The following is a 24,672-nucleotide window of genomic DNA, read 5'->3' as shown; positions in this document are numbered from 1 at the left end:
CATCCGAGTTGCCGAGCATTCCCATGCGTGTGTTTTTTCTCATCCCCTTGCTGCTTGCCAGCACCCTGGCCCGTGCCGAGCTGCCTGAAACCGACTGGTTGGAGCTGATGCCCAAGTCGGACCAGAAGGCGCTGGAGCAGATGCCCGAGATCGACCACAACTCGCCGGAAGCCATGGGCACCTTCACCGACAAGGGGGGCCTCAAGCAGAGCAAAGGCCTGCCGGCGGTGATGTATTCGACCAAGACAGTAGCGGCCATGAATGGCAGGGATATCCGCCTGGGCGGCTACCCGGTGCCGCTGGAAAGTGATGCCAAGGGCAACAGCACGCTGTTCTTCCTGGTGCCGTACCCAGGCGCCTGCATTCACGTGCCGCCACCGCCGCCGAACCAGCTGGTGCTGGTGCGGTATCCGAAAGGCTTGAAGATCGACGATATCTACACGCCGCTGTGGGTGAGCGGGACGTTGAAGGTGGAGAAGGTCAGCAATGACCTGGCCGATGCGGCCTATGCGCTGGATGCGGGGAAGGTGAGGGTGGTGGAAGACGCTGACCTGTAGGGTGCCTCCACTGGCCCTATCGCTGGCAAGCCAGCTCCCGCAGAGATACCACCGCACTTGAAGCCTGTGGAGTACCTGTGGGAGCCGGCTTGCCGGCGATGAGGCCGGTAAAGTCAGCAAAGTGTTCAGGCCGCCGCGCTGCTTATCCTGACCCGCAATGCATGACTGGCCCCAGGCCGCAACTCCACCACGTCATCCCACACATTCGCCGTCTCGATGCACAGCATCCGCTGCCAGCCATCATCAGCCATGTCCGCCAGTTCCTTGGCCCGTTCGGTCCACGGGTTCCAGATCACTGCCGAACGCGAGCCACTGCTGGTCAAGGTAATACGCCGGCTCCAGTGCGGGTCGACGATGCTCAGCGTGGAAGGGGTATTCAGGTAGATGCGGTCCGTCTCGCCGGCAAAGTTCAGCGCGCCCTGTTGCTGGCGCTGCTCCCAGTCGGCCAGGGTCTCGATATAGGCGAGCCCTTCGATACCCTCGACCCGTGCCTGGCGCACGTCGCTGACCGCGAAGTAACTGTGCAGGGCCTGGCTGATAGTCACAGGCGTGTTGCCCATGTTACGGCTGCTCAAGCTCAGTTCCAGCTCATCACCCAGCACCACCAGCAGCTTCAGCTCGACGTCATGTGGCCAACCGGGCAGGTTGCCCTGTGCCTCGGGTAGGCCGAACGCTATGCGCAGGGCGCTGCCGGCTTCCTCGATACCCAACAACTGCCAGTCACGTGTGCGCGCCAGTCCATGAGCCGGAGCTTGTTCACCCTGATACATGGCCTGAACCGATTGCGGGTTGCGCTGCAAGTTGCCGAACCACGGCCAGCACACCGGCACACCGGCGCGCACCGACTTGCCTTGGCGGAAGATGGCCTGGTCACTCAGCCACAACAGCGGTGGCTCGCCAACACGCTGGTAGCTGAGGATCTGCGCACCCTGCTGGGCGATCAGTAGTTCGGCGCGGTCGCTGCTGATGCGCCAGCAGTTGAGTTCGCCGTGTTGCTCGGTTTCGACCTTGAAGGTAGCCATTGCGCTGTTCTCATTGATTGCCTGTGGGTCTTCGACCCGATGACCTGCAATGAGTTTAACGCCCGCATGGCTCAGCGACGAGGCACGGAACGGGTGCGGCCGCTACCGTCGATGGCCACGAACACGAACACCGCCTCGGTGACCTTGCGCCATTCGCTGGACAGCGGGTCGTCGCTCCACACTTCCACCATCATCTGGATCGAGCTGCGGCCGATTTCCAGGGTCTGGGTGTAGAACGACAGTTGCGCACCCACGGCCACGGGCACCAGGAAGGCCATGCGGTCGATGGCTACCGTGGCCACTCGGCCACCCGCGACACGGCTGGCCATGGCAGTGCCGGCAAGGTCCATCTGGGCGACCAGCCAACCGCCGAAGATGTCGCCAAAACCATTGGTCTCGCGTGGCAATGCGGTGATCTGCAAGGCCAGGTCGCCTTGCGGGATGGGGTCTTCTTGTTCGAGTTCGATCATGCGGTGGGGCCTCTGACCCGTGACGCTTTCGTTGGTGTGGCGAGGGAAACGAACCTGCGTAAAACATACTACGCCCATATCGCTTCGCTGGACGGCCATAGGGAAACTCTGCGAAACCGTCTGACATCAAGACCGGCGTTTTCGCACAACATCCCACAGTAAGCGCAACCTTTTCCTACGAACGGGCAGTATATATAGCCAAACGGCAAGCGACGACCGCGTATTCATGAATATCTGTATGGATTTTGTGTCGCTTTCGGCGTGGCTCGGCAATTTGCTATCTTCGCCTGTCCGCCCAATCCAGAAGCCGCGTTGCAAGCGGCCTGCATGACCTACAAGAGAACAACCAGCGATGACCTCCGTGCCGAGCAGTATCGAGCAGCCTTCGCGGCCGCTTACCCGCAGTGACTACAAAACCCTCTCACTGTCCGCCCTGGGCGGCGCGCTGGAGTTCTACGACTTCATCATCTTCGTATTCTTCGCCACAGTGGTCGGCAAGCTGTTCTTCCCGGCCGACATGCCCGAATGGCTACGCCTGATGCAGACCTTTGGCATCTTCGCCGCCGGTTACCTGGCGCGGCCGCTGGGCGGCATCGTCATGGCCCACTTCGGTGACCTGTTGGGCCGCAAGAAAATGTTCACCCTGAGCATCTTCATGATGGCCGTGCCGACTCTGATCATGGGGCTTTTGCCGACCTATGCGCAGATAGGCCTGTGGGCGCCGATCCTGTTGCTGCTGATGCGCGTGATCCAGGGCGCGGCGATCGGGGGCGAGGTGCCGGGGGCCTGGGTGTTCGTCTCCGAGCACGTGCCTGCGCGCAATACGGGTTATGCCTGCGGCACCCTGACCGCAGGCCTGACGGCGGGTATTCTGTTGGGTTCGCTGGTGGCGACGCTGATCAACAGCATCTACACCCCTGAAGAGGTGGCTGATTACGCCTGGCGTGTTCCGTTCCTGCTGGGGGGTGTGTTCGGGCTTTTTGCCGTGTACCTGCGCCGCTGGCTGCATGAAACGCCGGTTTTCGCCGAGATGCAGCAGCGCAAGGCGCTTGCCGAGGAGCTGCCGCTGCGCGCGGTACTGCGTGACCACCGTGGCCCGATCATCTTGTCGATGTTGCTGACCTGGCTGCTGTCGGCAGGCATCGTCGTGGTCATCCTGATGACCCCGGCACTGTTGCAGAGCATCTACCACATCAGCCCGACCGACTCGCTCAAGGCCAACAGCCTGGCCATCGTGCTGCTCAGCCTTGGCTGCGTGGCCTCTGGCAGCCTGGCCGACCGTTTTGGCGCCGGCCGGGTGTTCGTGATCGGCAGCCTGATGCTGCTGGTGAGTTCCTGGACCTTCTACCACAGCCTGGCGACTCACCCGGAACTGCTATTCCCGCTGTATGCCGTGACCGGCCTGTGCGTGGGCGTAATCGGTGCGGTACCTTACGTTATGGTCAAGGCGTTCCCGGCGGTGGTGCGTTTTACCGGCCTGTCGTTCTCCTACAACATGGCTTACGCGATCTTCGGCGGTTTGACGCCGATGGTGGTGACTGCGCTGCTCAAGGTGAGCCCGATGGCACCGGCGTATTACGTCGCTGGCTTGTGCGCCGTCGGTCTGATCGTGGGCGTCTACCTGCTCGCCAATAAGCGCTGAGGCATCGACCTTGCTGCAAGCCAGCTCCCACAGGAACGACGCCGAACCCTGTAGGAGCTGGCTTGCCAGCGATGGCGCCTGACCTGCCCTGCAACATTTTGAAAGGCCATCCTGGGTTTCCAGTGATGGCCTTTCATCCAATTGTCACATTGAAGTCATATCGTCTTCATGCGGCCTGCAGATACTGGGCCCCGATCCAGCCAACACCCCCAATATTCCTGCTAGGAGCAAGGCATGAAACTGAAGCGTTTGATGGCGGCCCTCACCTTTGCCGCCGCTGGCGTTGCGACCGCCAACGCGGTAGCCGCCGTCGACCCTGCGATCCCGACCTACACCAAGACCACCGGTGTTTCGGGCAACCTCTCCAGCGTCGGTTCCGACACCCTCGCGAACCTGATGACTCTGTGGGCCGAGGCCTACAAGAAGGAATATCCGAACGTAAACATCCAGATCCAGGCAGCCGGCTCCTCCACCGCGCCACCCGCGCTCACCGAAGGCACCGCCAACCTCGGCCCGATGAGCCGCAAGATGAAGGATGTCGAGCTGCAGGCCTTCGAGCAGAAGTACGGCTACAAGCCGACCGCCATCCCGGTCGCCGTCGACGCCCTGGCCGTGTTCGTACACAAGGACAACCCGATCAAAGGCCTGACCATGGCCCAGGTCGATGCCATCTTCTCCTCCACCCGCCTGTGCGGTGGCAAGGCCGACGTCAAGACCTGGGGCGACCTGGGCGTGACCGGCGACCTGGCCAACAAGCCCGTGCAGCTGTTCGGCCGTAACTCGGTATCGGGCACCTACGGCTACTTCAAGGAAGAAGCCCTGTGCAAAGGCGACTTCAAGCCTAACGTCAACGAACAGCCTGGCTCGGCTTCGGTCGTGCAGTCGATCAGCTCCTCGCTGAACGGCATCGGCTACTCGGGCATCGGCTACAAGACCGCCAGCGTCAAGACTGTCGCCCTGGCCAAGAAAGAAGGCGGCGAGTTCATCGAAGACAACGAGGCCAACGCCCTGAACGGCTCGTACCCGCTGTCGCGCTTCCTGTACGTCTACGTCAACAAGGCGCCGAACAAGCCTCTGGCCCCGCTGGAAGCCGAGTTCGTCAAGCTGGTGCTGTCGCAGGCTGGCCAGCAGGTCGTGGTGAAGGATGGCTACATCCCGCTGCCGGCCAAAGTGGTCGACAAGACCCTGGCTGACCTGGGCCTGTCCCACACGGACAATGTTGCAAAGAAGTAACTAACTGAGGAAGAGGCCGGTGCGGATGCCCGGCCTCTTCCTAGCATTCTTGGTCCGAAGCCAGGGTTCCTGAGCGGCGGGCTTTTTTGCGTCAACGCACTGTCATGTTTTTGTCATACGGGACCGCTAGGGTGTGCGCATGAATGATCTGGCCAACTCCACAATGACCCAAAATTCCCTTCCCGTGCGGATTGATTTCAATACGCCCGAGTTGCAACGCAAGCGCCGCATGCGCGCCCTCAAGGACCGCCTGACCCGCTGGTACGTGCTAGTGGGCGGGCTTGCCGTGCTGGCAGCCATCACCCTGATCTTCTTCTACCTGGCCTACGTGGTGCTGCCGCTGTTCCAGGGCGCCGAACTGACCAGCAAGAAGGCTCTGGAGCCGACCTGGCTGCAGCAGGATGCCGGCAAGCCACTGATGATTGCCCTGGAAGAGCAGAACCTGGTGGGCATGCGCGTTTCGGACAAGGGGCAGGCACTGTTCTTCGATACCAAGACCGGCAAGGAAATCAGCCGCGTCGACCTGCCGCTGCCGGCAGGCACCCAGGTGTCCTCGATCAGCACCGACCAGCCGGGTAGCCCGCTGGTAGTACTTGGCCTGTCCGACGGTAAGGCACTGGTGTTCCACCACACCTATAAGATCACCTACCCGGACAATAAGAAAACCATCACCCCTGGCATCGACTATCCCTATGGCCAGGAGCCGTTCGTGCTCGATGACGAGGGCCGTGCGCTGGAGCACGTCAGCGTCAACGTCAATGGCGACACTCTGCTGCTGGCCGGCTCTACCGGCGCGCACCTGCAGGTGATCGAGCTGACGCGCACCGAGAACATGATGACCGACGAGGTCACCACCGAGCAGAACCGCATCGAACTGCCGCAGATGACCGAAGTGGTGAAGAACATCTTCATCGACCCGCGTCAGCAGTGGCTGTACGTGATCAACGGTCGCGCCACCGCCGATGTGTTCAGCCTGCGCGACAAGAGCCTCAATGGTCGCTACAAGCTGTCCGACAGCGCCGACACCGAAATCACCGCAACGGCCCAACTGGTCGGCGGTATTTCGCTGATCATCGGTGACTCCAAAGGCGGCCTGGCCCAGTGGTTCATGGCCCGCGACCCGGATGGCGAGCAGCGCTTCAAGCAGATCCGTACCTTCCAGCTGGGCAAGGCCCCGGTCGTGCAGATCGATGCCGAAGAGCGCCGCAAGGGCTTCATCGCCCTGGACGCCGAAGGCAAGCTCGGCGTGTTCCACAGCACCGCGCACCGCACCCTGCTGGTCGAACAGGCAGCTGAAGGTGCTGGCGTGCTGGCCCTGTCGCCGCGTGCCAACCGCATCATCATCGAAGAAGGTGGCAAGCTGCTTCCGCTGAGCCTGAAGAACCCGCACCCTGAAGTGTCCTTCAGCGCGCTATGGGGCAAGGTCTGGTACGAAAACTACGATGAGCCCAAGTACGTCTGGCAGTCGACTGCTTCGAACACCGACTTCGAACCCAAGCTGAGCCTGTCGCCCCTGACCTTCGGCACCCTGAAGGCAGCGTTCTACGCGATGATCCTGGCAGCGCCGCTGGCCATTGCCGCCGCTATCTACACCGCCTACTTCATGGCCCCGGGCATGCGCCGCAAGGTCAAGCCGGTGATCGAATTGATGGAAGCGATGCCGACGGTGATCCTCGGCTTCTTCGCCGGCCTGTTCCTTGCCCCGTATCTGGAAGGCCACCTGCCGGGCGTGTTCAGCCTGCTGCTGATTCTGCCGATCGGCATCCTGGCCGCTGGGTTTGCCTGGAGCCGCCTGCCGGAGTCGATCCGCCTGCGCATTCCGGATGGCTGGGAGGCTGCGATCCTGATCCCGGTGATCCTGTTCATCGGTTGGTTCGCCCTGTACATGAGCCCGTTCATGGAGACCTGGTTCTTCGGCGGTGACATGCGCCTGTGGATCACCAACGACCTGGGCATCACCTACGACCAGCGCAATGCACTGGTGGTCGGTATCGCCATGGGCTTTGCAGTCATCCCGAACATCTACTCGATTGCCGAAGACGCCGTGTTCAGCGTGCCGCGCAGCCTGACCCTGGGCTCCCTGGCCCTGGGTGCGACGCCGTGGCAGACCCTGACTCGAGTGGTCATCCTCACCGCCAGCCCGGGTATCTTCTCGGCGTTGATGATCGGCATGGGCCGTGCGGTGGGCGAAACCATGATCGTGCTCATGGCCACCGGTAACACCCCGGTGATGGAGCTGAACCTGTTCGAAGGCATGCGTACCCTGGCCGCCAACGTTGCGGTGGAGATGCCGGAATCGGAAGTCGGCGGCAGCCACTATCGTGTGCTGTTCCTCGCCGCCCTCGTGCTGCTGATGTTCACCTTCATCATGAACACCTTGGCCGAGCTGATTCGCCAGCGTCTGCGCAAGAAATACTCGTCGCTTTGATAGAAAGGTAGAGATCCGTGAAAAAGGATTCCCTCAAAGGCTGGTTCAAGAGCGGCGCCCCAGGCGTCTGGATCAGCGGTGGCGCGGTCGCCATGGCGGTGATCATGACCATCGGCCTGCTGGCGGTGATCGCCGTGCGCGGCCTCGGCCACTTCTGGCCGGCCGACCTGGTCCAGGCCACCTACAAGGTGCCGGGCCAGGCAGATCATATCGTCATCGGCGAAGTGGTACAGAAGGAAGAGGTGCCTCGTGCGCGCCTCAAGGGTGCCGGCCTGCCGGTACCGGACGAAGGCCCGGAGTTCATGACCCGTGAGCTGATCAAGGTGGGTAACCGCGACCTCAACGGCAACGACTTCACGTGGGTGGTCGGCGAGTGGCTGGTGGACGAGCAGCGTCCGGCCGATCTGATTGCCCTGGAGCGCCGAGAGTGGGGCAACTTCTACGGCTACCTGGTCAGCGTCAAGGAAGAAGGGCGTGTGGTCGCCGAAGGCCCAGCCGCCTGGAACGAGCTGCAGGCCCGCCTCAAGCGTGCCAACCAGCTCAACAGCGAGCTGCAGAGCCTGGAGAAGAAAGACATCGGTGCCATCAACCATGGCCTCGAACGCCTGCGCCTGCACAGCCGCAAGCTAGAGCTGGACGGCAAGCTGGACGCTACCGCCCAGGCCGACATGGAAGCCGAGCGCGCCGAGCTGAATAGCCGCTACAAGGCCATCGAAGAGCGCCTCAGCGGCCTGCACCAGGCCTTCGCCCGCGACAGCCTGGTTGCCCGTGACGGCAATGGCCGCGAAGTGGAAATCAACCTGAGCAAAGTGGTGCACGCCATCCAGCCGAACGCCATGTCCGGCTTCACCAAGATGGGCACGTACTTCGCCAAGGTCTGGGAGTTCCTCAGCGACGACCCGCGTGAAGCCAACACCGAGGGCGGTATTTTCCCGGCCATCTTCGGCACCGTGATGATGACCCTGATCATGGCCGTGATCGTCACCCCGTTCGGCGTGCTGGCGGCCGTGTACCTGCGTGAATACGCCAAGCAGGGCCCGGTGACGCGCCTAATCCGCATCGCCGTGAACAACCTGGCGGGCGTTCCGGCGATCGTCTACGGCGTGTTCGGCCTGGGCTTCTTCGTCTACGTGCTGGGTGGCTCGATCGACCGCCTGTTCTTCCCTGAGGCGTTGCCGGCACCGACCCTGGGTACCCCAGGCCTGCTGTGGGCTTCGCTGACTCTGGCGCTGCTGGCGGTGCCGGTGGTGATCGTTGCCACCGAGGAAGGCCTGGCGCGTATTCCGCGCACCGTGCGTGAAGGCTCGCTGGCACTCGGCGCGACCAAGGCCGAGACCCTGTGGAAGATCGTCCTGCCGATGGCCAGTCCGGCCATGATGACCGGCATGATCCTCGCCGTGGCCCGCGCCGCTGGCGAAGTGGCGCCGCTGATGCTGGTGGGTGTGGTCAAGCTGGCGCCGTCGCTGCCGGTGGATGGCAACTACCCGTACCTGCACCTTGACCAGAAGATCATGCACCTGGGCTTCCACATCTATGACGTCGGCTTCCAGAGCCCCAACGTCGAGGCCGCGCGGCCGCTGGTCTATGCCACTGCGCTGCTGCTGGTGATGGTGATCGCCACCCTCAACCTCTCGGCGGTGTGGATCCGTAACCACCTGCGCGAGAAGTACAAGGCGCTCGACAGCTGAACCTGATTGCAAGCGTGCCGCCCGGATGCCGGGCGGCCCTTTGAAACGAATTGATAGCGTATGGAGTTGACCATGCAGCAAGAATCCCACACCCACGGCATCGACATGTCTGCCCTGGGTCGCGACAAGCAGAGCCTGCGCCTGGCCGAAGAGACCGTGGCCATCGAAGTTCCGGGCCTGAGCCTGTACTACGGCGAAAAGCAGGCGTTGTTCGACGTCAGCATGAACATCCCCAAGCAGCGCGTGACCGCCTTCATCGGCCCGTCCGGTTGCGGCAAGTCGACACTGCTGCGCACCTTCAACCGCATGAACGACCTGGTTGATGGCTGCCGTGTTGAAGGCGCCATCAACCTCTATGGCAACAACATCTACCGCAAGGGCGAAGACGTTGCCGAGTTGCGTCGCCGTGTGGGCATGGTGTTCCAGAAGCCTAACCCGTTCCCCAAGACCATCTATGAGAACGTGGTGTATGGCCTGCGCATCCAGGGCATCAACAAGAAGCGCGTACTCGACGAAGCGGTCGAGTGGGCGCTGAAAGGCGCAGCGCTCTGGGACGAGGTCAAGGACCGTCTGCATGATTCGGCACTGGGCCTGTCTGGTGGCCAGCAGCAGCGCCTGGTGATCGCCCGTACCATCGCGGTGGAGCCTGAAGTGCTGCTGCTCGACGAACCCTGCTCGGCACTGGACCCGATCTCGACCCTCAAGGTCGAAGAACTGATCTACGAGTTGAAATCCAAGTACACCATCGTCATCGTCACCCACAACATGCAGCAGGCCGCGCGCGTGTCCGACTACACCGCCTTCATGTACATGGGCAAACTGGTCGAATTCGGTGATACCGACACCCTGTTCACCAACCCGGCGAAGAAGCAGACCGAAGACTACATTACCGGTCGCTACGGCTAAGCAGCACTGCCAGGGAACGACACGAACCACTTGAAGCTTGCAGCTGCTTCGCGGAGCCAGACGATGATCAACAAAGAAAGCCTTACGCACCACATTTCCCAGCAGTTCAACGCCGAACTCGAAGAGGTGCGCAGCCACCTCCTGGCCATGGGCGGCCTGGTCGAAAAGCAGGTCAACGACGCGGTCACCGCGCTGATCGAGGCCGACTCGGGCCTTGCCCAGCAGGTGCGTGAGGTCGATGAGCAAATCAACCAGATGGAGCGCAACATTGACGAGGAGTGCGTGCGCATCCTCGCTCGCCGGCAGCCGGCAGCCTCCGACCTGCGCCTGATCATCAGCATCTCCAAGTCGGTGATCGACCTGGAGCGTATTGGTGATGAATCGACCAAGATCGCCCGCCGTGCCATCCAGCTGTGCGAGGAAGGCGAGTCGCCACGTGGCTACGTCGAGGTGCGCCATATCGGCGACCAGGTGCGCAACATGGTGCGCGATGCGCTCGATGCCTTCGCCCGCTTCGATGCCGACCTGGCATTGTCGGTGGCCCAGTACGACAAGACCATCGACCGCGAGTACAAGACCGCCCTGCGTGAGCTGGTGACCTACATGATGGAAGACCCGCGCTCGATCTCGCGGGTACTGAGCGTGATCTGGGCCCTGCGTTCGCTGGAGCGTATCGGCGACCACGCGCGCAACATCTCGGAGCTGGTGATTTACCTGGTACGCGGCACCGACGTGCGCCACATGGGCCTCAAGCGCATGAAGGCGGAAGTCGAAGGCAATGCTGGCGTGGAGGCTGAAATCGCTAATGTTCCGGCTGAACCGGACGATAAATAAGATTGCTCCCGAGCACCGACGCCCGGCCTTGGCCGGGCGTTTTCGTTTCTGCTCGAGCAGCCGGCAGGCACCCGCGTTTGATGCGAAGAAGTCCCGGCGTGACGCAAAGATTGGCAAACGGCCACCACGCAGCGGTAGGCTAGTCGGGATTCAAGAGGAGTATCGATGAGTAAAGTGAATGTGCTGGTCGTGGATGATGCTCCATTCATCCGTGACCTGGTCAGGAAGTGCCTGCGCAATGCCTTTCCGGGCATGGTCATCGAAGATGCGGTGAACGGCCGCAAGGCCATGGCCATGCTGGCCAAGGAAACATTCGATCTAGTCTTGTGCGACTGGGAAATGCCGGAAATGTCCGGCCTGGAGCTGCTAACCTGGTGCCGCCAGCAGCCAGAGATGAAAGCGCTGCAGTTCATCATGGTCACCAGCCGCGGTGACAAGGAGAACGTGATCCAGGCCATCCAGGCCGGGGTTTCCGACTTCGTCGGCAAACCGTTCACCAACGAACAGCTCTTGACCAAGGTGAAGAAGGCCCTGACCAAGATCGGCAAGCTGGAGAGCCTGGTAGCCAGCGCACCCGCGCGGATGAACTCGGCGTTCGCCAACGACTCGCTCAGCGCCCTGACTGGGGGCAAGGTAGAAGCGGCCAAGGTGGCAGCCCCCGCCAAGCCGTTGATCAGCGCGCCAGTACCGCAATCCGCCGCCGCCTCTGCCGCACAGTCCGGGCGCGGCCAAGGCCAGTTGCGCCTGTCCAGCGGTATCCAGCCCTGCGTGATCAAGGCCCTGAGCCTCAAGGAAGCACTGTTGGTGGTGCGTCGCAGCGCGGCACTGCCGCAGGTGCTCGAAGGGGCAGTGCTGGACCTGGAGCAAGGCGAGAACGCTGAAGTGGCGCGCTTGAACGGCTACCTGCATGCCGTGGCGGCATTGGAGCCGAAACCGGAAAGCGACTGGTTGCAACTGACCTTCAAGTTCGTCGACCAGGATGCGCAGAAACTCGACTACCTGTCGCGGCTGATTGCCCGCGGTACGGCCCAGAAGCATTTCACCCCGGGCGCCTGAGCTGGCCTCATCGCCGGCAAACCGGTTCACACAGGTGCTGCACTGACCCCTGTGGGAGCCGGCTCGCCGGCGATTGGCCCTGCATACAATCATCCGACCAGCTGTCATAACGCTCCCGGCACCCCGCTGCTAGGCTTCGACAGAACACTCCTGTCAAAAAGCCACTATCATGCCCGCCGCCGCCCGCCTGCTGCTGTTCTGTGCCTTGCTTTCGGCCTCGGTGTCGAGCATGGGCATGACCATCTACAAGACCACCGACAACTTCGGCGTGGCCACTTATTCCGATAGCCCCAGCCCAGGGGCGAAATCCTTCGAGCTGCGTGAACCGATGCTCGAACGCATCGATGGCCAGGTACGCCTGCAGGCCGAGACTTTCCCCGGTGGCGTGCGTTTCTTGGTACGTAACGAGCTGTATGTGCCGATGCAGGTCGAACTGCGCATCGACCAGTTGGCCAATGCCTTTGGTGGCAACAAGCCGCGGCTCATACGGGCGGTGGTCGGGCCGCGTTCAACCAGGGTATTGAGCTCGGTGCTGGCGGCGCCCGGCGGCAAGCTGCAATATGCCAGCAATTTTCAGTACGCCATGGGTGACCCCGGCCAGCGCTCCCAAGGCTATCGCTATCCCTTTCCGTGGAAAGGCGGGCCATTTCGCCTGACCCAGGGCCCTAACGGCCGCTTCAGCCATTTCGGCCCCAAGGGACGCTATGCCATGGACATCGCCATGCCCGAGGGCACACCGATCATCGCGGCGCGTGGTGGTGTGGTGGTGAAGGTCGAGAACAACCAGAGCGGGCGAGGGACCAACCCCTCGGGCAACTTCGTGCGCATCCTGCACCCGGACGGCACCATGGGCGTGTACCTGCACCTGATGCGCGGCTCTGTGGTGGTGGCGGAGGGGCAGCAGGTGGCGCTGGGGCAGGCGCTGGCCAAGTCGGGCAATACCGGCAATAGCACCGGCCCGCACCTGCACTTCGTGGTGCAGCGCAACGTCGGGCTGGCGCTGGAGTCGATTCCTTTCCAGTTCGACCGGCCGATCGGCGGGTTGCCGGACTTCACTGCCGGCAACCCTTAACGCAGGTCAATCGAGCTTGAGCACCTTGGCCAGCACGATCTTCGGCCCTTTCATCTTCTTGATGATGATGCGCAGGCCTTCTACCTCCAGTACTTCCTCTTCTTCAGGCACGCGTTTGAGCGTCTCGTAGATCAACCCGGCGAGGGTTTCCGCCTCGATGTGGTCCAGGTCGATGCCGAGCAGGCGTTCCACCTTGAACAGCGGTGTGTCGCCGCGCACCAGCAGCTTGCCGGGCTGGTAGGCCAGGATGCCGCGTTCGGTCTTGCGGTGCTCGTCCTGGATATCGCCCACCAGCACTTCCAGCACGTCTTCCATGGTCAGGTAACCGATCACCTTGCCGTCGGCTTCCTCCACCAGCACGAAGTGCGCTCCGCCCTTGCGGAACTGCTCCAGCAGCTGCGCCAGCGGCATGTGCCGGGAAACGCGCTCCAGCGGCCGGGCGAGGTCTTCGAGGTCGACGGTTTCCGGCAGGTGTTCAAGCTCGGCCAGCTCCAGCAGCAAGTCCTTGATGTGCAGCAGGCCGGTGAATTCTTCGCGATCGGCGTCGTACAGCGGATAGCGGCTGAACTTGTGACGACGCACCAGGGCAAGGATTTCCTTGAGTGGTGCGTGGGCGTCGATGCTGACCATGTCTTCCCGCGAGTTGGCCCAGTCGACCACTTCCAGCTCGCCCATCTCCACGGCCGAGGCCAGCACGCGCATACCCTGGTCGCTCGGGTCCTGGCCACGGCTGGAGTGCAGGATCAGCTTGAGCTCTTCGCGGCTGTAGTGGTGTTCATGATGAGGGCCAGGCTCTCCTTGCCCTGCGATACGCAGGATGGTGTTGGCGCTGGCGTTGAGCAGGTAGATGGCCGGGTACATTGCCCAATAGAACAGGTACAGCGGCACGGCCGTCCACAGCGACAGCAGCTCGGGCTTGCGGATCGCCCAGGACTTGGGTGCGAGTTCGCCGACCACGATGTGCAGGTACGAGATGACGAAGAAGGCGACGAAGAACGACACGGCCTTGATCAGCTCGGGCGTGTCCACGCCCAGGTAGGCCAGCAGCGGTTCGAGCAGGTGGGCGAAGGCCGGCTCACCGACCCAGCCCAGGCCCAGCGAGGCGAGGGTGATGCCCAGCTGGCAGGCCGACAGGTAGGCGTCGAGCTGATTGTGAACCTTGCGCAGGATGCTGCCACGCCAGCCGTGCAGCTCGGCGATGGACTCGACGCGAGTGGAGCGCAGCTTGACCATGGCGAACTCGGCAGCAACGAAGAAGCCGTTGAGCAGCACCAGGAATAAGGCAAAGAGAATCATGCCGAAATCGGCGAATAACGAGGTGAGGCTGATACCAGGGGAAGGGTCCATGATGGAGTTTTTACGGGGTCCGTCTTCGAGAAAGGTTGAAAATAAAGTGCCAGCGTTGGCTGGCACAGGGGATCCAATGTAGCGGCTGAGGCCGCAAAAGCAAAGTAACCCTTTGCTCAACCCTTGCCGCTGGCCAGTTGTGTGGGCGCAAAGTGGCAGGTGAAGGTACTGCCGTGCCCCGGCACACTGCTGATTTCCAGCTTGCCCCGGTGGCGCATCAGCACATGCTTGACGATCGCCAGGCCCAGGCCCGTGCCGCCGGTGTTGGACGCGCGGCTGGAATCGACCCGGTAGAAGCGTTCGGTCAGGCGCGGCAGGTGTTTGGCATCGATGCCGACCCCCGAGTCCTGCACCGACAGGTGTGCACCCTGGGCGTCGGCCCACCAGCGGATGCGGATGCTGCCTTCGTCCTGGGTGTACTTGACCGCGTTGAATACCAGGTTGGAGAAGGCACTGCGCAGTTCCGACTCACTGCCCTTGAGCTTGATACCCGGCGTAGCTTCCAGGGTGATGCGCTGGTTGCGTGGCCCGGACAGCGCTTGGGCATCGCTGTAGATCGATTGCAGCAGGCCATCGACAGCGACTGGCTGGTTGTCGGAGGGGTAGTCGGTGGCTTCCAGCTTGGCCAGCAACAGCAGGTCGTTGAGCAAGGTCTGCATACGCGAGCCTTGCTGGTTCATCTGCTGCAAGGCCCGGCCCCAGCGCGGGTTCACGTCTTCGACGTTGTCCAGCAGGGTTTCCAGGTAGCCGGTGATGACGGTCAGCGGTGTGCGCAGCTCGTGGGAAACGTTGGCCACGAAGTCCTTGCGCATCTGTTCGAGTTGGTGAATGCGTGTGACGTCACGCACCAGCATCAGGTGTTCGTTGTTGCCGTAGCGGGTCAGGTGCAGTTGGACACGCATGCGGTCGTTGATCGGCGAGGGAATTTCCAACGGTTCCGCGTAGTTTTCCGACTCGAAGTATTCCTTGAAGCGCGGGTGGCGCACCAGGTTGGTTACCGGCTGGCCGCCGTCTTGCGGGGTCTTGAAGCCGAGCAGGGTTTCCGCGGCGCGGTTCCACCATTCCAGGTTGCCGTCGCTGTCGAGCATGATCACCGCGTCGCGCAGGGCGGCGGTGGACTCCTGCACGCGATCGATCACCGCCTGCAGGCGCCCACGCACACGCTGGTCGCGGCGTTGCAGGTGGTAGATGCTGTCGAACACTTCGCCCCACAGGCCGTAGCCATCGGGCGGTGCTTCGTCGGGCTGGTGGTTGCGCAGCCAGTCATGCAGGCGCAGCAGCTGCTTGAGGGTCCAGCCCAAGTAGAGCGCCAGGCCGATGGCCAGGCTCCAGCCGTAATAGCCACTGACCAGGCCGCCGATCAGGCAGACGGTGATGAGCAGCAGCAGGTGGCGAATCAGGGTCGCGTGCCAGTTCTGGTTCAATTGACGGTCCTTGTACAACGACGTGCAGCTTGGCGCTTGGGGCTCGATCAGCTTTTGGTCGAGAAGCGGTAGCCAGTGCCGCGCACGGTTTGTACCAGATTTTCGTAGGCTTCACCCAGCGCCTTGCGCAAACGCCGGATGTGTACGTCGACGGTGCGCTCTTCGACATACACGTTGCCGCCCCAGACCTGGTCGAGCAATTGCCCACGGGTGTAGGCGCGTTCCTGGTGGGTCATGAAGAACTGCAACAGGCGATATTCGGTGGGGCCCATTTCGGCGGGTTTGCCGTCGATGGTCACGCGGTGGCTGATCGGGTCGAGCAGCAGGCCGCCGACTTCGATCGGCGCTTCGCTGTCGCTCGGGCCGGTGCGACGCAGCACGGCCTTCAGGCGCGCTACCAGCTCGCGAGGGGAAAACGGCTTGGTGATGTAGTCGTCGGCGCCTACTTCCAGGCCCTGGATCTTGTTGTCTTCTTCGCCCTTGGCGGTGAGCATGATGATCGGAATATCACCGGTCAGCTCGTCACGCTTGAGGCGGCGAGCCAGCTCGATGCCGGAGGTGCCTGGCAGCATCCAGTCGAGCAGGATCAGGTCCGGCTTGCGGTCAACGATGATCGCGTGGGCCTGTTGGGAGTTCTCGGCTTCCAGGCAGTCATAGCCGGCCATTTCCAATGCAACGGCGATCATCTCGCGAATAGGCGCTTCGTCGTCGACGATCAGAATGTTCCTGCCAACCATGCTCAAAACCTCTCCCGGATAATCGTGTCTGGCCCGCATTAGATAACGGAATTATTGCAGCTGTGTGACAGGGCGTTGGCCGTTGTGGCGACATTGCATGGCTGGGCTAGGCTAGAAAGGGCCGCTGCGGCGGCCTACGTAACCTATTCCACCCCCGAATGAATGGTGATTCCAATGACACGACATACGCTGAGCTGGATGGCCCTTTTCGCTGCACTGGCGCTCCCGGGGGTGGCGTCTGCCCACCATGCGATGGAGAAGGATGGCATGCTCGTCGATCAGAAGGGCATGACGTTGTATACCTTTGACAAGGATGCGGGCGGCAAGTCGGTGTGCAATGGTGATTGTGCGATGAACTGGCCGCCATTGATGGCCGAGACAAGTGAAAAGGCCGAAGGCAAGTGGACGAAGATCAAACGCGATGACGGCAAGATGCAGTGGGCCTATGACGGCAAGCCGCTGTATACCTTCGTCAAGGACAAGAAGGCCGGTGACATGACCGGTGACGGCATGAAGGACGTCTGGCACGTCGCCAAGCCTTGAGAATGCAGGGGCCGCGTTGCGGCCCAATCGCCGGCAAGCCGGCTCCCACAGGTACAGCGCCGATCTTGAGGCTGTGGTGGACATGTGGGAGCCGGCTTGCCGGCGATGGATTCAGCGCAGGGTGTAGTCCAGCACCACGCCAACGAAGATCAGCAACCCCGCCCAGTGATTGTGCAGAAATGCCTTGAAGCACGACTCCCGGTCGAGCTTGCGCGTCGACCAGAATTCCCAGGCAAAGCACAGCACCGCCCCCAGCAGCCCCAGGTGGAACCAGCCCCCCAACTCGAAGCGGCTGCCGGCCAGTAGCAGGCAGCCCAGCGACAGCAGTTGCAGGGTCAGGATAATCACCCGGTCAGATTCGCCGAACAGGATCGCCGTGGACTTCACACCAATCTTCAGGTCGTCGTCGCGATCGACCATGGCGTAGTAGGTGTCATAGCCCACCGTCCACAGCAGGTTGGCGATGTACAGCAGCCAGGCGCTGGCCGGCAGCTCGCCGCCGGCGGCCGTGAACGCCATGGGAATGCCCCAGGAATACGCTGCGCCCAGTACCACTTGCGGGTAGTAGGTATAGCGCTTCATGAACGGGTAGCAGAACGCCAGGGCCACTGCGCCGAAGGACAGCCATACGGTCTGGCTGTTGGTGCACAGCACCAGCAGGAAACTCACCGCGACCAGAACGGCACACAGCGCCAGTGCTTCGCGGGGCAGGACCCGGCCGCTGGCCAACGGGCGGTCGGCCGTGCGCTTGACGTGGCCATCGACCTTGCGGTCGGCAAAGTCGTTGATGCAGCAACCAGCGGCACGCATCAGTACCACGCCGAGGCCGAAGATCAGCACGTTGGCCAGCGTTGGTGAACCTTGGCCGGCGATCCATACGGCGGTCAGGGTGGGCCACAGCAGCAGGTAGATGCCGATCGGGCGGTCCATGCGGCTGAGCTGGACGAAGTCCCAGGCGCGCGGGTGTACGCGGTTGAGCGACTTGAGCAGTTGCAGGTACATCAGCGGGTTTCCTCCTTGGCCGCTTGCCACAGGGTCGGCAGGAACACCTCGGCCACCAGCAGCTCGAGGCCGTCGCGGGCGAAGCGCGAGCGTCGGCCCCACAAGCCCTCATTGGCGGCTTGGTCAGGCAGCCAGGCCCGTGGGTAAGTGCACACTTCGATGGGGTGACGGACAAACGCCTGGTCGCAGAATAGCAACTCGCCCAGCGAACGGCTGCCCAGGGTTTCCAGGTTCAGACCGCCGCGCTCCAGTGCACTGCGGCTGGCCACGCTGCGGGCGAAAACCCAAGGTTGGCCATGGCCGCGCAGGTACACCTCGCGTACCCAGCCTTCGGAGCCTGGGGCGATGCCCAGCGCCTGGCACTCGTCATCGCGCAGGGGCTGCCAGCCCTCGAACAATGGGGTCACGCTGAAGTGGTCGTGGGACAGGCGCGTCAGGCGGCGCGTCAGGGAGCCTTCGTCGAACAGCCAGTCGAGGGTAGGCTGGTCGATATCGGTCGCCAGCTGTGAATACGGCAGCCACGCGACAGCGGCTGCTTGCGGGGATTCGTACGACACGTCGGTATGCTTTGTTACAGCCAGAGAGGCGGCGAGCTTAGCATGATTGCCCCGACTGCTTGCATAATGCCCGCATTACAAAGCCTGACCTGTACCGAGGAACTACGAACCATGAAGAAGTGGCAGTGTATTGTCTGCGGCCTGATCTACGACGAGGCCGAGGGCTGGCCGGACGACGGCATCGCGCCCGGCACCCGCTGGGAAGACGTGCCGGAAGACTGGCTGTGCCCCGACTGCGGCGTCGGCAAGAGCGACTTCGAAATGATCGCCATCGGCTGATCCCACCCCCGTTGCAAAGAGAGGTAAGCACGACATGACGTCCCCTGTGGTAATCATCGGTACCGGCCTTGCGGGCTACAACCTGGCCCGTGAATTTCGCAAGCTCGATGGCGAGACGCCGCTGCTGCTGATCACCGCCGATGACGGTCGCTCCTACTCCAAGCCCATGCTCTCCACCGGCTTCGCCAAGCAAAAGGATGCCGATGGCCTGTGCATGGCCGAGCCGGGCGCGATGGCCGAGCAACTCAAGGCCGAGATTCGCACCCACACCCGTATCAGCGGCATCGACCCGGGCCACAAGCGCTTGTGGATCGGCGAGGAGGCCGTCGAGTACCGCGACCTCGTGCTGGCCTGGGGCGCGCAGACCGTGCAGGTGCCGGTCGAAGGCAACGGTGCTGATCAGGTATACCCGATCAACGATCTGGAAGACTACGCACGCTTCCGCGCTGCGGCCGCTGGCAAGCAGCGCGTGCTGATTCTGGGGGCCGGCCTGATTGGCTGTGAGTTTGCCAACGACATGAGCCTGGGCGGCTTCCAGGTCGATGTGGTGGCGCCGTGCGAGCAAGTCATGCCGACCCTGCTGCACCCTGCGGCGGCCTCAGCTGTACAGGCCGGCCTGCAAGGCCTTGGCGTGCGTTTTCACCTGGGCCCGGTGCTCACGCGCCTGGAACGGGTGGTCGATGGGCTGGAGGCGCATCTGTCCGATGGCACCGTGATCGGCTGCGACCTGGTGGTCTCGGCCGTCGGCCTGCGCCCGCGTATCGACCTGGCTGCGGCGGCCGGCTTGCAGACCAATCGCGGCGTGGTGGCGGATCGTCACCTGCGAACCTCTCACGGCAACATCTTCGCGCTGGGCGATTGTGCCGAAGTCGAAGGCATCAACCTGCTCTACGTCATGCCGCTGATGGCCTGCGCCCGTGCCTTGGCCCAGACCCTGGCCGGCAACCCGACGCAGGTCAGCTATGGGCCGATGCCAATCACCGTGAAAACACCGGCTTGCCCGTTGGTGGTTTCGCCTGTACCCCAAGGTCGTGATGGCACCTGGCAGGTGGAGGGGCAGGGCAGTGACCTGAAAGTGCTCTGCTACGCTGCTGACGGCCAGCTACTCGGTTACGCCCTGACGGGCAGCGCTGTGATGGAAAAGCTGGCGCTCAATAGGCAGTTACCCGCCCTTATGGCGTAAATAGCTGGCGTTCTGTCGGATTTATCCTGTTCTTGCCCGCACAATGGCCGCCCTGATACTGGCGCGGCCTCGGTGGGCGTGCCATCCTCACTTCCGTCTGCCGCAGATTAGAGCCTGCGGTGCCTTGAACGCTGCTTCAATGGCAGCACGGCATAACAACAAGAATTCCGTCAAAGAGGCTTCACTATGCGTAAACCAGAACTCGCCGCCGTCATCGCCGAAAAGGCCGATCTGACCAAGGAAAAGGCCAACCAGGTGCTGAACGCGATTCTCGACAGCATTACCGGTGCCCTGGACAAGGACACCGTCACCCTGGTCGGTTTCGGTACCTTCGAAAAACGTCATCGTGGTGCCCGCACCGGGAAAAACCCGCAAACCGGCCAGCCGGTAAAAATCAAGGCCAGCAACACGGTTGCGTTCAAGCCTGGCAAGAACTTGCGCGACAGTGTCAACACGCCGCCTGCCAAGTCAGCCAAGAAAGCAAAGTGATCGATTCCTGACATCCCCAGTGTCGGTTCAGCGGGCGCCTCCGGGCGCCCGTTGTGCTTTCTGCGGCTAACATGCAGCGAAATTGCATTAATAGTTCAAGAAAAGGATAAACTGCGCGCTTCAGTCATATTTCATTCGAGGCGCGTTGATGAAGTTCCGCTTTCTTCTCTGGGCCATGGGATTACTCATGGCAAGGGCTAGCCGCAACAACCCGGCGTTCCAGCAGCAACTCAAGGACAAGGACCTGGTGTTCCAGATGCAGACGCTGGACGGCAAGGCTGCCCGGCACTTCATCGTCCGTGATGAGCGCATCAGCAGCAAAGGCGGTATGCATCCGCAGCCGGCCTTTGCCATCGCTTTCAAGGACGCCGCCTATGGCTTCGCCACGATGCAGGCGAGCAACAAGCAGTTGGCGTTCATGCAGGGTATTCAGGATAAGAGCATCCAGATCAAGGGCAATCCGGCGCTGGTGATGTGGTTTCAGGGGTTGATGAAGTACCTGACGCCGAAGAAGAAAGGCTGAATTCGTTGGGGCTGCTGCGCAGCCCATCGCCGGCAAGCCGGCTCCCTCAAAGAAAGGTCACCGCTGTACCTGTGGGAGCCGGCTTGCCGGCGATGGGCCGCACAGCGGCCCCAGGTACATCAATGCGGCGCGTTGAACTGCGAAGCCAGTTCCCGCAACAAGGTCTCGGCCTCGAGCACCTTGTTCACCACATCCTCGGCTTTCTCCCGAGTAATCCCAAGTCGCTCCAGCAACTCATCGGGAATCTCCTCCTGCGGCCCCGAGCCAATGCCACGTGCGCGCAACAGGCGAGTCGCCAGGCATACCAGGTTCGGATACGCGGCGTATTCACCCTCGTACGAAGGATCATGCTGGAAGCGCAGCGCGGTGGACAGCTCTTCCGGCATGTCCCACAGCTTCATGAGCCAGGCGCCGATCTGCTCGCGGCTGATACCCAGCAAATGCTGTTCGACAAAGGTGTGGCACAGGTGTGGGTTGACCTCCAGGTGCCGGCATATCAGCGAGAAGTGTGGCGGGAACACGTGTGCCAGCAGCAGATAGCCGAAATTGTGCAGCAACCCGGCCAGGTAGGTCAGGCCGGCCTCCGGGCGTTCGGCGCGCGGCATGGCGCGGGTCAGGCCCTCGATGATCGCTGCGGTGTAGATCGACTGTTGCCAATAGGGCGTCGCTTGCTGCGGATGGTCCTTGGGCAGGCTCAACGTCTTGCCCAGCGCCAGGCCCAGGGCCAGGTTGATCACCAGGTCGAAGCCCAGCACGCGAACGATGGCGTCTTCCACCGAGCGGATCTTGCCGGGTGAGGCGTAGTAGGGCGATGCCGCCCAGCTGACCACTTGGGCAGCCAGCGCCGGGTCAGTTTCCACCACGCCGGTGATGTCGTCGATGCTGGCGTTGGGGTCGACGCGCAGCTTGATGATCTTCTGCGCCGTGTCGGCCAGCGGTGGGATCTCGATGGTTTCTTCCAGGCGCTTCTGGATGCGGCGGGCCGTGAAGGCCTGTACGGCCTGGGTGATTTCCTTGGAGTCGTCGTCTGGTCGGTCGAGGTTGGGGCGAATGTCCCTGACCGGTTGCCCGAAACTGCCGGCACTAGCCTTGGCCAGCATGCGCTTGAAATCGTCGCGCTTGACCTCCAGCAACAGGCCCGCCTCACCCGACTGGATCAGCAGGTGATCCACTTCGAGCAGCTTGCCTTCATAGAGGCATGGCGAGCTGGTCAGTGCGGGAATGGCTGGCAGGGCCTTGAGCTGGTGCTTGTCGAGCATCTGCTTGAGACGTGCGACGGGTACGGCCTTGAGCTTGCGACCGGTCAGTTCTTCCAGCCGATTGAGGTCGAGCAGCTTGCTCTGTGGGAAGAGCACCATCAAGGCGCCGATCTCGTCATCGAGCAGAATCGCCTGCACGCGCGAGGTGGCGGGCAGGTGCGGATGCTCCGGCACCTCGCGGTAGGCCACGCCCACTTTTTCGAGCAACAGCCGGATGACAGACGGGGCGTGCGGGGTTGCGGTGTCCAGGGCAACTTCAGTCATGGTCTGTATCCATTAATTCTTTAAACGCGAAGTATAACCAGCCTGATCGCAAAGCTGGATCCATTCTGGGACGGGCGTCACACCTGGCCATATTGCTGGCCGTGGCGCAGCCAGCGGTCGAGCAGTGGGCTGACATGTTCCGGCCAGCGCGCCAGCAGTGCCTGGGCGGCGTCGCGCACGGCCGGCAGCAGGTCGGCGTCGCGCATCAGGTCGGCGACCTTGAACTGTAGCAGGCCGGTCTGGCGTGTTCCGAGCATCTCGCCAGGGCCGCGCAGCTCCAGGTCCTTTTCGGCAATGACGAAACCATCGTTGGTTTCGCGCATGATCCCCAGGCGTTCGCGGCCGATCTGCGACAGGGGCGGGTGATACAGCAGCACACAGTGGCTCACCGCACTGCCCCGGCCCACCCGGCCGCGCAATTGGTGGAGCTGGGCCAGGCCCAGGCGCTCGGGGTTCTCGATGATCATCAGGCTGGCGTTGGGTACGTCCACACCTACTTCGATCACCGTGGTGGCAACCAGCAATTGCAGGTTGCCTTGCTTGAACTCAGCCATCACCGCCGCTTTTTCGGCAGGCTTCATGCGCCCGTGGATCAGGCCCACACGCAGCTCGCCCAAGGCGCTTCCGAGCTCTTCATAAGTGCTCTCGGCCGCCTGGCAGGTAAGTTCTTCGGATTCTTCGATCAAGGTGCATACCCAATAGGCCTGACGGCCTTCGGCGCAGGCGGCGCGTACCCGCTCGACCACTTCGAAGCGGCGGCTGTCGGCGACCAGCACGGTATTCACCGGCGTACGGCCTGGCGGCAGTTCGTCGAGCACCGAAGTGTCGAGGTCGGCGTAGGCGCTCATGGCCAGGGTGCGCGGGATGGGCGTGGCGGTCATGATCAGCTGGTGCGGGCACAGCTCGCCGGCCACGCCTTTCTTGCGCAGGGCCAGGCGCTGTTGCACGCCAAAACGGTGCTGTTCGTCGATGATCGCCAGGGCCAGGTGCTTGAATTGCACCTCTTCCTGGAACAGCGCATGGGTGCCGACTACCATCGGCGCCCCGCCGGCAATCTGCTCCAGAGCGCTGGCGCGGGCCTTGCCCTTGAGCTTGCCGGCCAGCCAGGCGACTTCGAGGCCCAGCGGTTCGAGCCAGCGCTTGAAGGTGATGTAGTGCTGTTCGGCGAGAATCTCGGTGGGCGCCATCAGCGCCACCTGGTAGCCCGCTTCCAGGGCCTGCAATGCGGCGAGGGCGGCGACCACAGTTTTGCCGGCGCCGACATCACCTTGCACCAGGCGCATCATCGGCTCGGCCTGGCTCAGGTCGTAGGCGATCTCGTTGGCCACCCGTTGTTGTGCGCCGGTCGGCTGGAAACCCAGGTTGGCCAGGTACTGCGCCTGCAGGCGCTTGGCCTTGGGCAGCACCGGTGCACGCAGGCTGCGCAGGCTCTCGCGCAGGCGCTGCTGCGACAGTTGGTGAGTCAGCAGCTCTTCGAACGCCAGGCGATGCTGGGCCCAGTGCTGGCCCTCGGCGAGTTCGTCGAGGTCGGCATCGGCCGGCGGGTTGTGCAGGTAACGGATGGCATCGTCCAGTGGCGCCAACTGGTAGTCGCGGGCCAGCTCGTCGGGCAGCCAGTCCGGCAAGCTGCGCGGGCCGAGCATGCCCAGGCTCTGCTGGCAAAGCAGGCGCAGGCGCTGCTGGGTGAGCCCTTCGGTGGACGGGTAGATCGGCGTCAGGGTCTGCTCGACCGGTGGCGCTGGCTCGTCGCCATTGAGCGCGCGGTACTCGGGGTGGTAGATCTCCAGACCCGAAGCCCCGGGGCGGGCCTCGCCGTAGCAGCGCAAGTGGGTGCCGCGTTTGAGGCCCTCCTTCTGCGCATTGCTGAAGTGGTAGAAGCGCAGGCTCAGCACACCGCTGCCATCACCCAGGCGCACCACCAGGCTGCGGCGCTTGCCCATGGTCACGTCAGCGCCGCTGACTACGCCTTCGATGACGGCATCCTGCCCGGGGCGCAGCTGGCCGATTGGCACCACGCGGGTGCGGTCCTGGTAGCGCAGGGGCAGGTGGAACAGTAGGTCCTGCAGATTCTCCAGGCCGACCTTGGCGAGCTTTTCCGCCATGGCTTCGCCAACACCCTTGAGCGCGGTGACCGAGACCTTCGACAACTCAGTCATG

At 62.7% G+C, this 24,672-nt stretch carries 23 protein-coding genes; 14 read left to right on the top strand and 9 right to left on the bottom strand.

Annotated features, from left to right (window positions below):
- The first annotated feature begins 23 nt into the window (after positions 1–23).
- Entirely contained in the window at positions 24–557 is a 534-nt protein-coding gene (locus KU43P_RS26510) for a DUF3299 domain-containing protein (RefSeq protein WP_317660420.1), read from the top strand.
- A gap of 125 nt (positions 558–682) precedes the next feature.
- Here KU43P_RS26510 and KU43P_RS26505 read toward each other — a convergent pair whose 3' ends face one another.
- Positions 683–1,579, bottom strand: a complete 897-nt coding sequence (locus tag KU43P_RS26505) for a D-hexose-6-phosphate mutarotase (RefSeq protein ID WP_317660419.1) — start codon at positions 1,577–1,579, stop codon at positions 683–685.
- A 71-nt stretch (positions 1,580–1,650) separates the two neighbouring features.
- Positions 1,651–2,049 carry an acyl-CoA thioesterase gene (locus tag KU43P_RS26500; protein WP_003253317.1) on the bottom strand — a complete coding sequence of 133 codons (399 nt, stop codon included), beginning with the start codon at positions 2,047–2,049 and terminating at the stop codon, positions 1,651–1,653.
- A 352-nt stretch (positions 2,050–2,401) separates the two neighbouring features.
- On the opposite strand from KU43P_RS26500, the gene KU43P_RS26495 reads away from it, so the two are divergent.
- The 8 genes from KU43P_RS26495 to KU43P_RS26460 all read left to right on the top strand — a co-directional run bounded on the left by KU43P_RS26495 (position 2,402) and on the right by KU43P_RS26460 (position 12,908).
- Positions 2,402–3,691 carry an MFS transporter gene (locus tag KU43P_RS26495; protein ID WP_317660418.1) on the top strand — a complete coding sequence of 430 codons (1,290 nt, stop codon included), beginning with the start codon at positions 2,402–2,404 and terminating at the stop codon, positions 3,689–3,691.
- Between the two features lie 234 nt (positions 3,692–3,925).
- Positions 3,926–4,924, top strand: coding sequence for a phosphate ABC transporter substrate-binding protein PstS (locus KU43P_RS26490; protein ID WP_317660417.1), 999 nt, complete (start codon positions 3,926–3,928; stop codon positions 4,922–4,924).
- 139 nt (positions 4,925–5,063) lie between these two features.
- On the top strand, positions 5,064–7,352 hold the full coding sequence (locus KU43P_RS26485) for an ABC transporter permease subunit (protein WP_317660416.1): 2,289 nt from the start codon (positions 5,064–5,066) through the stop codon (positions 7,350–7,352).
- Positions 7,353–7,369: 17 nt separating this feature from the next.
- On the top strand, positions 7,370–9,040 hold the full coding sequence (gene pstA, locus KU43P_RS26480; RefSeq protein WP_317660415.1) for a phosphate ABC transporter permease PstA: 1,671 nt from the start codon (positions 7,370–7,372) through the stop codon (positions 9,038–9,040).
- Between the two features lie 72 nt (positions 9,041–9,112).
- Positions 9,113–9,946: a phosphate ABC transporter ATP-binding protein PstB gene (gene pstB / locus KU43P_RS26475; RefSeq protein WP_317660414.1), complete on the top strand. Its 834-nt coding sequence runs from the start codon at positions 9,113–9,115 to the stop codon at positions 9,944–9,946.
- A 63-nt stretch (positions 9,947–10,009) separates the two neighbouring features.
- Entirely contained in the window at positions 10,010–10,780 is a 771-nt protein-coding gene (gene phoU, locus KU43P_RS26470; RefSeq protein ID WP_317660413.1) for a phosphate signaling complex protein PhoU, read from the top strand.
- Positions 10,781–10,945: 165 nt separating this feature from the next.
- Positions 10,946–11,836, top strand: coding sequence for a response regulator (locus tag KU43P_RS26465; protein ID WP_317660412.1), 891 nt, complete (start codon positions 10,946–10,948; stop codon positions 11,834–11,836).
- Between the two features lie 169 nt (positions 11,837–12,005).
- Entirely contained in the window at positions 12,006–12,908 is a 903-nt protein-coding gene (locus tag KU43P_RS26460) for a M23 family metallopeptidase (protein ID WP_317660411.1), read from the top strand.
- Positions 12,909–12,914: 6 nt separating this feature from the next.
- Here KU43P_RS26460 and KU43P_RS26455 read toward each other — a convergent pair whose 3' ends face one another.
- The 3 genes from KU43P_RS26455 to phoB all read right to left on the bottom strand — a co-directional run bounded on the left by KU43P_RS26455 (position 12,915) and on the right by phoB (position 16,416).
- Complete coding sequence (locus KU43P_RS26455) at positions 12,915–14,255, bottom strand: hemolysin family protein (RefSeq protein ID WP_317660410.1); 1,341 nt, start codon at positions 14,253–14,255, stop codon at positions 12,915–12,917.
- Between the two features lie 116 nt (positions 14,256–14,371).
- Positions 14,372–15,679, bottom strand: coding sequence for a phosphate regulon sensor histidine kinase PhoR (gene phoR / locus KU43P_RS26450; RefSeq protein ID WP_317660409.1), 1,308 nt, complete (start codon positions 15,677–15,679; stop codon positions 14,372–14,374).
- Positions 15,680–15,726: 47 nt separating this feature from the next.
- A complete protein-coding gene (phoB, locus tag KU43P_RS26445; RefSeq protein WP_003253341.1) occupies positions 15,727–16,416 on the bottom strand; it encodes a phosphate regulon transcriptional regulator PhoB in 690 nt (229 codons plus the stop codon).
- A gap of 174 nt (positions 16,417–16,590) precedes the next feature.
- On the opposite strand from phoB, the gene KU43P_RS26440 reads away from it, so the two are divergent.
- On the top strand, positions 16,591–16,959 hold the full coding sequence (locus KU43P_RS26440; RefSeq protein WP_317660408.1) for a hypothetical protein: 369 nt from the start codon (positions 16,591–16,593) through the stop codon (positions 16,957–16,959).
- Positions 16,960–17,070: 111 nt separating this feature from the next.
- On the opposite strand, the gene ubiA is transcribed toward KU43P_RS26440, so the two are convergent.
- Positions 17,071–17,961 (bottom strand): 4-hydroxybenzoate octaprenyltransferase, encoded by an 891-nt coding sequence (gene ubiA / locus KU43P_RS26435; protein WP_317660407.1) that lies wholly within the window; start codon positions 17,959–17,961, stop codon positions 17,071–17,073.
- Entirely contained in the window at positions 17,961–18,518 is a 558-nt protein-coding gene (locus KU43P_RS26430) for a chorismate--pyruvate lyase family protein (protein WP_317660406.1), read from the bottom strand. The genes ubiA and KU43P_RS26430 overlap by 1 nt, the downstream gene beginning before the upstream one ends.
- Positions 18,519–18,629: 111 nt before the next feature.
- Between KU43P_RS26430 and KU43P_RS26425 the strand changes: the two genes are divergently transcribed.
- The 4 genes from KU43P_RS26425 to KU43P_RS26410 all read left to right on the top strand — a co-directional run bounded on the left by KU43P_RS26425 (position 18,630) and on the right by KU43P_RS26410 (position 20,992).
- Entirely contained in the window at positions 18,630–18,797 is a 168-nt protein-coding gene (locus tag KU43P_RS26425; RefSeq protein ID WP_011536423.1) for a rubredoxin, read from the top strand.
- Positions 18,798–18,831: 34 nt separating this feature from the next.
- The gene (locus tag KU43P_RS26420) at positions 18,832–19,980 is read left to right on the top strand and encodes an NAD(P)/FAD-dependent oxidoreductase (RefSeq protein ID WP_317660405.1); all 1,149 of its coding nucleotides are present in this window, start codon (positions 18,832–18,834) and stop codon (positions 19,978–19,980) included.
- A gap of 186 nt (positions 19,981–20,166) precedes the next feature.
- On the top strand, positions 20,167–20,469 hold the full coding sequence (locus KU43P_RS26415) for an HU family DNA-binding protein (RefSeq protein WP_317660404.1): 303 nt from the start codon (positions 20,167–20,169) through the stop codon (positions 20,467–20,469).
- Between the two features lie 148 nt (positions 20,470–20,617).
- Positions 20,618–20,992, top strand: coding sequence for a helicase (locus KU43P_RS26410; RefSeq protein ID WP_317660403.1), 375 nt, complete (start codon positions 20,618–20,620; stop codon positions 20,990–20,992).
- Between the two features lie 119 nt (positions 20,993–21,111).
- Here KU43P_RS26410 and KU43P_RS26405 read toward each other — a convergent pair whose 3' ends face one another.
- Entirely contained in the window at positions 21,112–22,515 is a 1,404-nt protein-coding gene (locus tag KU43P_RS26405; protein ID WP_317660402.1) for an aminoacyl-tRNA deacylase and HDOD domain-containing protein, read from the bottom strand.
- A 77-nt stretch (positions 22,516–22,592) separates the two neighbouring features.
- Entirely contained in the window at positions 22,593–24,671 is a 2,079-nt protein-coding gene (gene recG / locus KU43P_RS26400) for an ATP-dependent DNA helicase RecG (protein WP_317660401.1), read from the bottom strand.
- Position 24,672 lies beyond the last annotated feature (1 nt).

This window comes from Pseudomonas sp. KU43P (assembly GCF_033095865.1).
Lineage (GTDB): Bacteria > Pseudomonadota > Gammaproteobacteria > Pseudomonadales > Pseudomonadaceae > Aquipseudomonas.
Note: the sequence above shows the minus strand (reverse complement) of the source record. Positions and strands in the feature narration are given on the sequence as shown.

Coding starts and splice junctions, on each gene's coding strand:
- KU43P_RS26510 (WP_317660420.1), top strand. CDS start 24: ATGCGTGTGTTTTTTCTCATCCCCTTGCTGCTTGCCAGCACCCTGGCC.
- KU43P_RS26505 (WP_317660419.1), bottom strand. CDS start 1,579: ATGGCTACCTTCAAGGTCGAAACCGAGCAACACGGCGAACTCAACTGC.
- KU43P_RS26500 (WP_003253317.1), bottom strand. CDS start 2,049: ATGATCGAACTCGAACAAGAAGACCCCATCCCGCAAGGCGACCTGGCC.
- KU43P_RS26495 (WP_317660418.1), top strand. CDS start 2,402: ATGACCTCCGTGCCGAGCAGTATCGAGCAGCCTTCGCGGCCGCTTACC.
- KU43P_RS26490 (WP_317660417.1), top strand. CDS start 3,926: ATGAAACTGAAGCGTTTGATGGCGGCCCTCACCTTTGCCGCCGCTGGC.
- KU43P_RS26485 (WP_317660416.1), top strand. CDS start 5,064: ATGAATGATCTGGCCAACTCCACAATGACCCAAAATTCCCTTCCCGTG.
- pstB (WP_317660414.1), top strand. CDS start 9,113: ATGCAGCAAGAATCCCACACCCACGGCATCGACATGTCTGCCCTGGGT.
- phoU (WP_317660413.1), top strand. CDS start 10,010: ATGATCAACAAAGAAAGCCTTACGCACCACATTTCCCAGCAGTTCAAC.
- KU43P_RS26465 (WP_317660412.1), top strand. CDS start 10,946: ATGAGTAAAGTGAATGTGCTGGTCGTGGATGATGCTCCATTCATCCGT.
- KU43P_RS26460 (WP_317660411.1), top strand. CDS start 12,006: ATGCCCGCCGCCGCCCGCCTGCTGCTGTTCTGTGCCTTGCTTTCGGCC.
- KU43P_RS26455 (WP_317660410.1), bottom strand. CDS start 14,255: ATGGACCCTTCCCCTGGTATCAGCCTCACCTCGTTATTCGCCGATTTC.
- phoB (WP_003253341.1), bottom strand. CDS start 16,416: ATGGTTGGCAGGAACATTCTGATCGTCGACGACGAAGCGCCTATTCGC.
- KU43P_RS26440 (WP_317660408.1), top strand. CDS start 16,591: ATGACACGACATACGCTGAGCTGGATGGCCCTTTTCGCTGCACTGGCG.
- ubiA (WP_317660407.1), bottom strand. CDS start 17,961: ATGTACCTGCAACTGCTCAAGTCGCTCAACCGCGTACACCCGCGCGCC.
- KU43P_RS26425 (WP_011536423.1), top strand. CDS start 18,630: ATGAAGAAGTGGCAGTGTATTGTCTGCGGCCTGATCTACGACGAGGCC.
- KU43P_RS26420 (WP_317660405.1), top strand. CDS start 18,832: ATGACGTCCCCTGTGGTAATCATCGGTACCGGCCTTGCGGGCTACAAC.
- KU43P_RS26415 (WP_317660404.1), top strand. CDS start 20,167: ATGCGTAAACCAGAACTCGCCGCCGTCATCGCCGAAAAGGCCGATCTG.
- KU43P_RS26410 (WP_317660403.1), top strand. CDS start 20,618: ATGAAGTTCCGCTTTCTTCTCTGGGCCATGGGATTACTCATGGCAAGG.
- KU43P_RS26405 (WP_317660402.1), bottom strand. CDS start 22,515: ATGACTGAAGTTGCCCTGGACACCGCAACCCCGCACGCCCCGTCTGTC.
- recG (WP_317660401.1), bottom strand. CDS start 24,671: ATGACTGAGTTGTCGAAGGTCTCGGTCACCGCGCTCAAGGGTGTTGGC.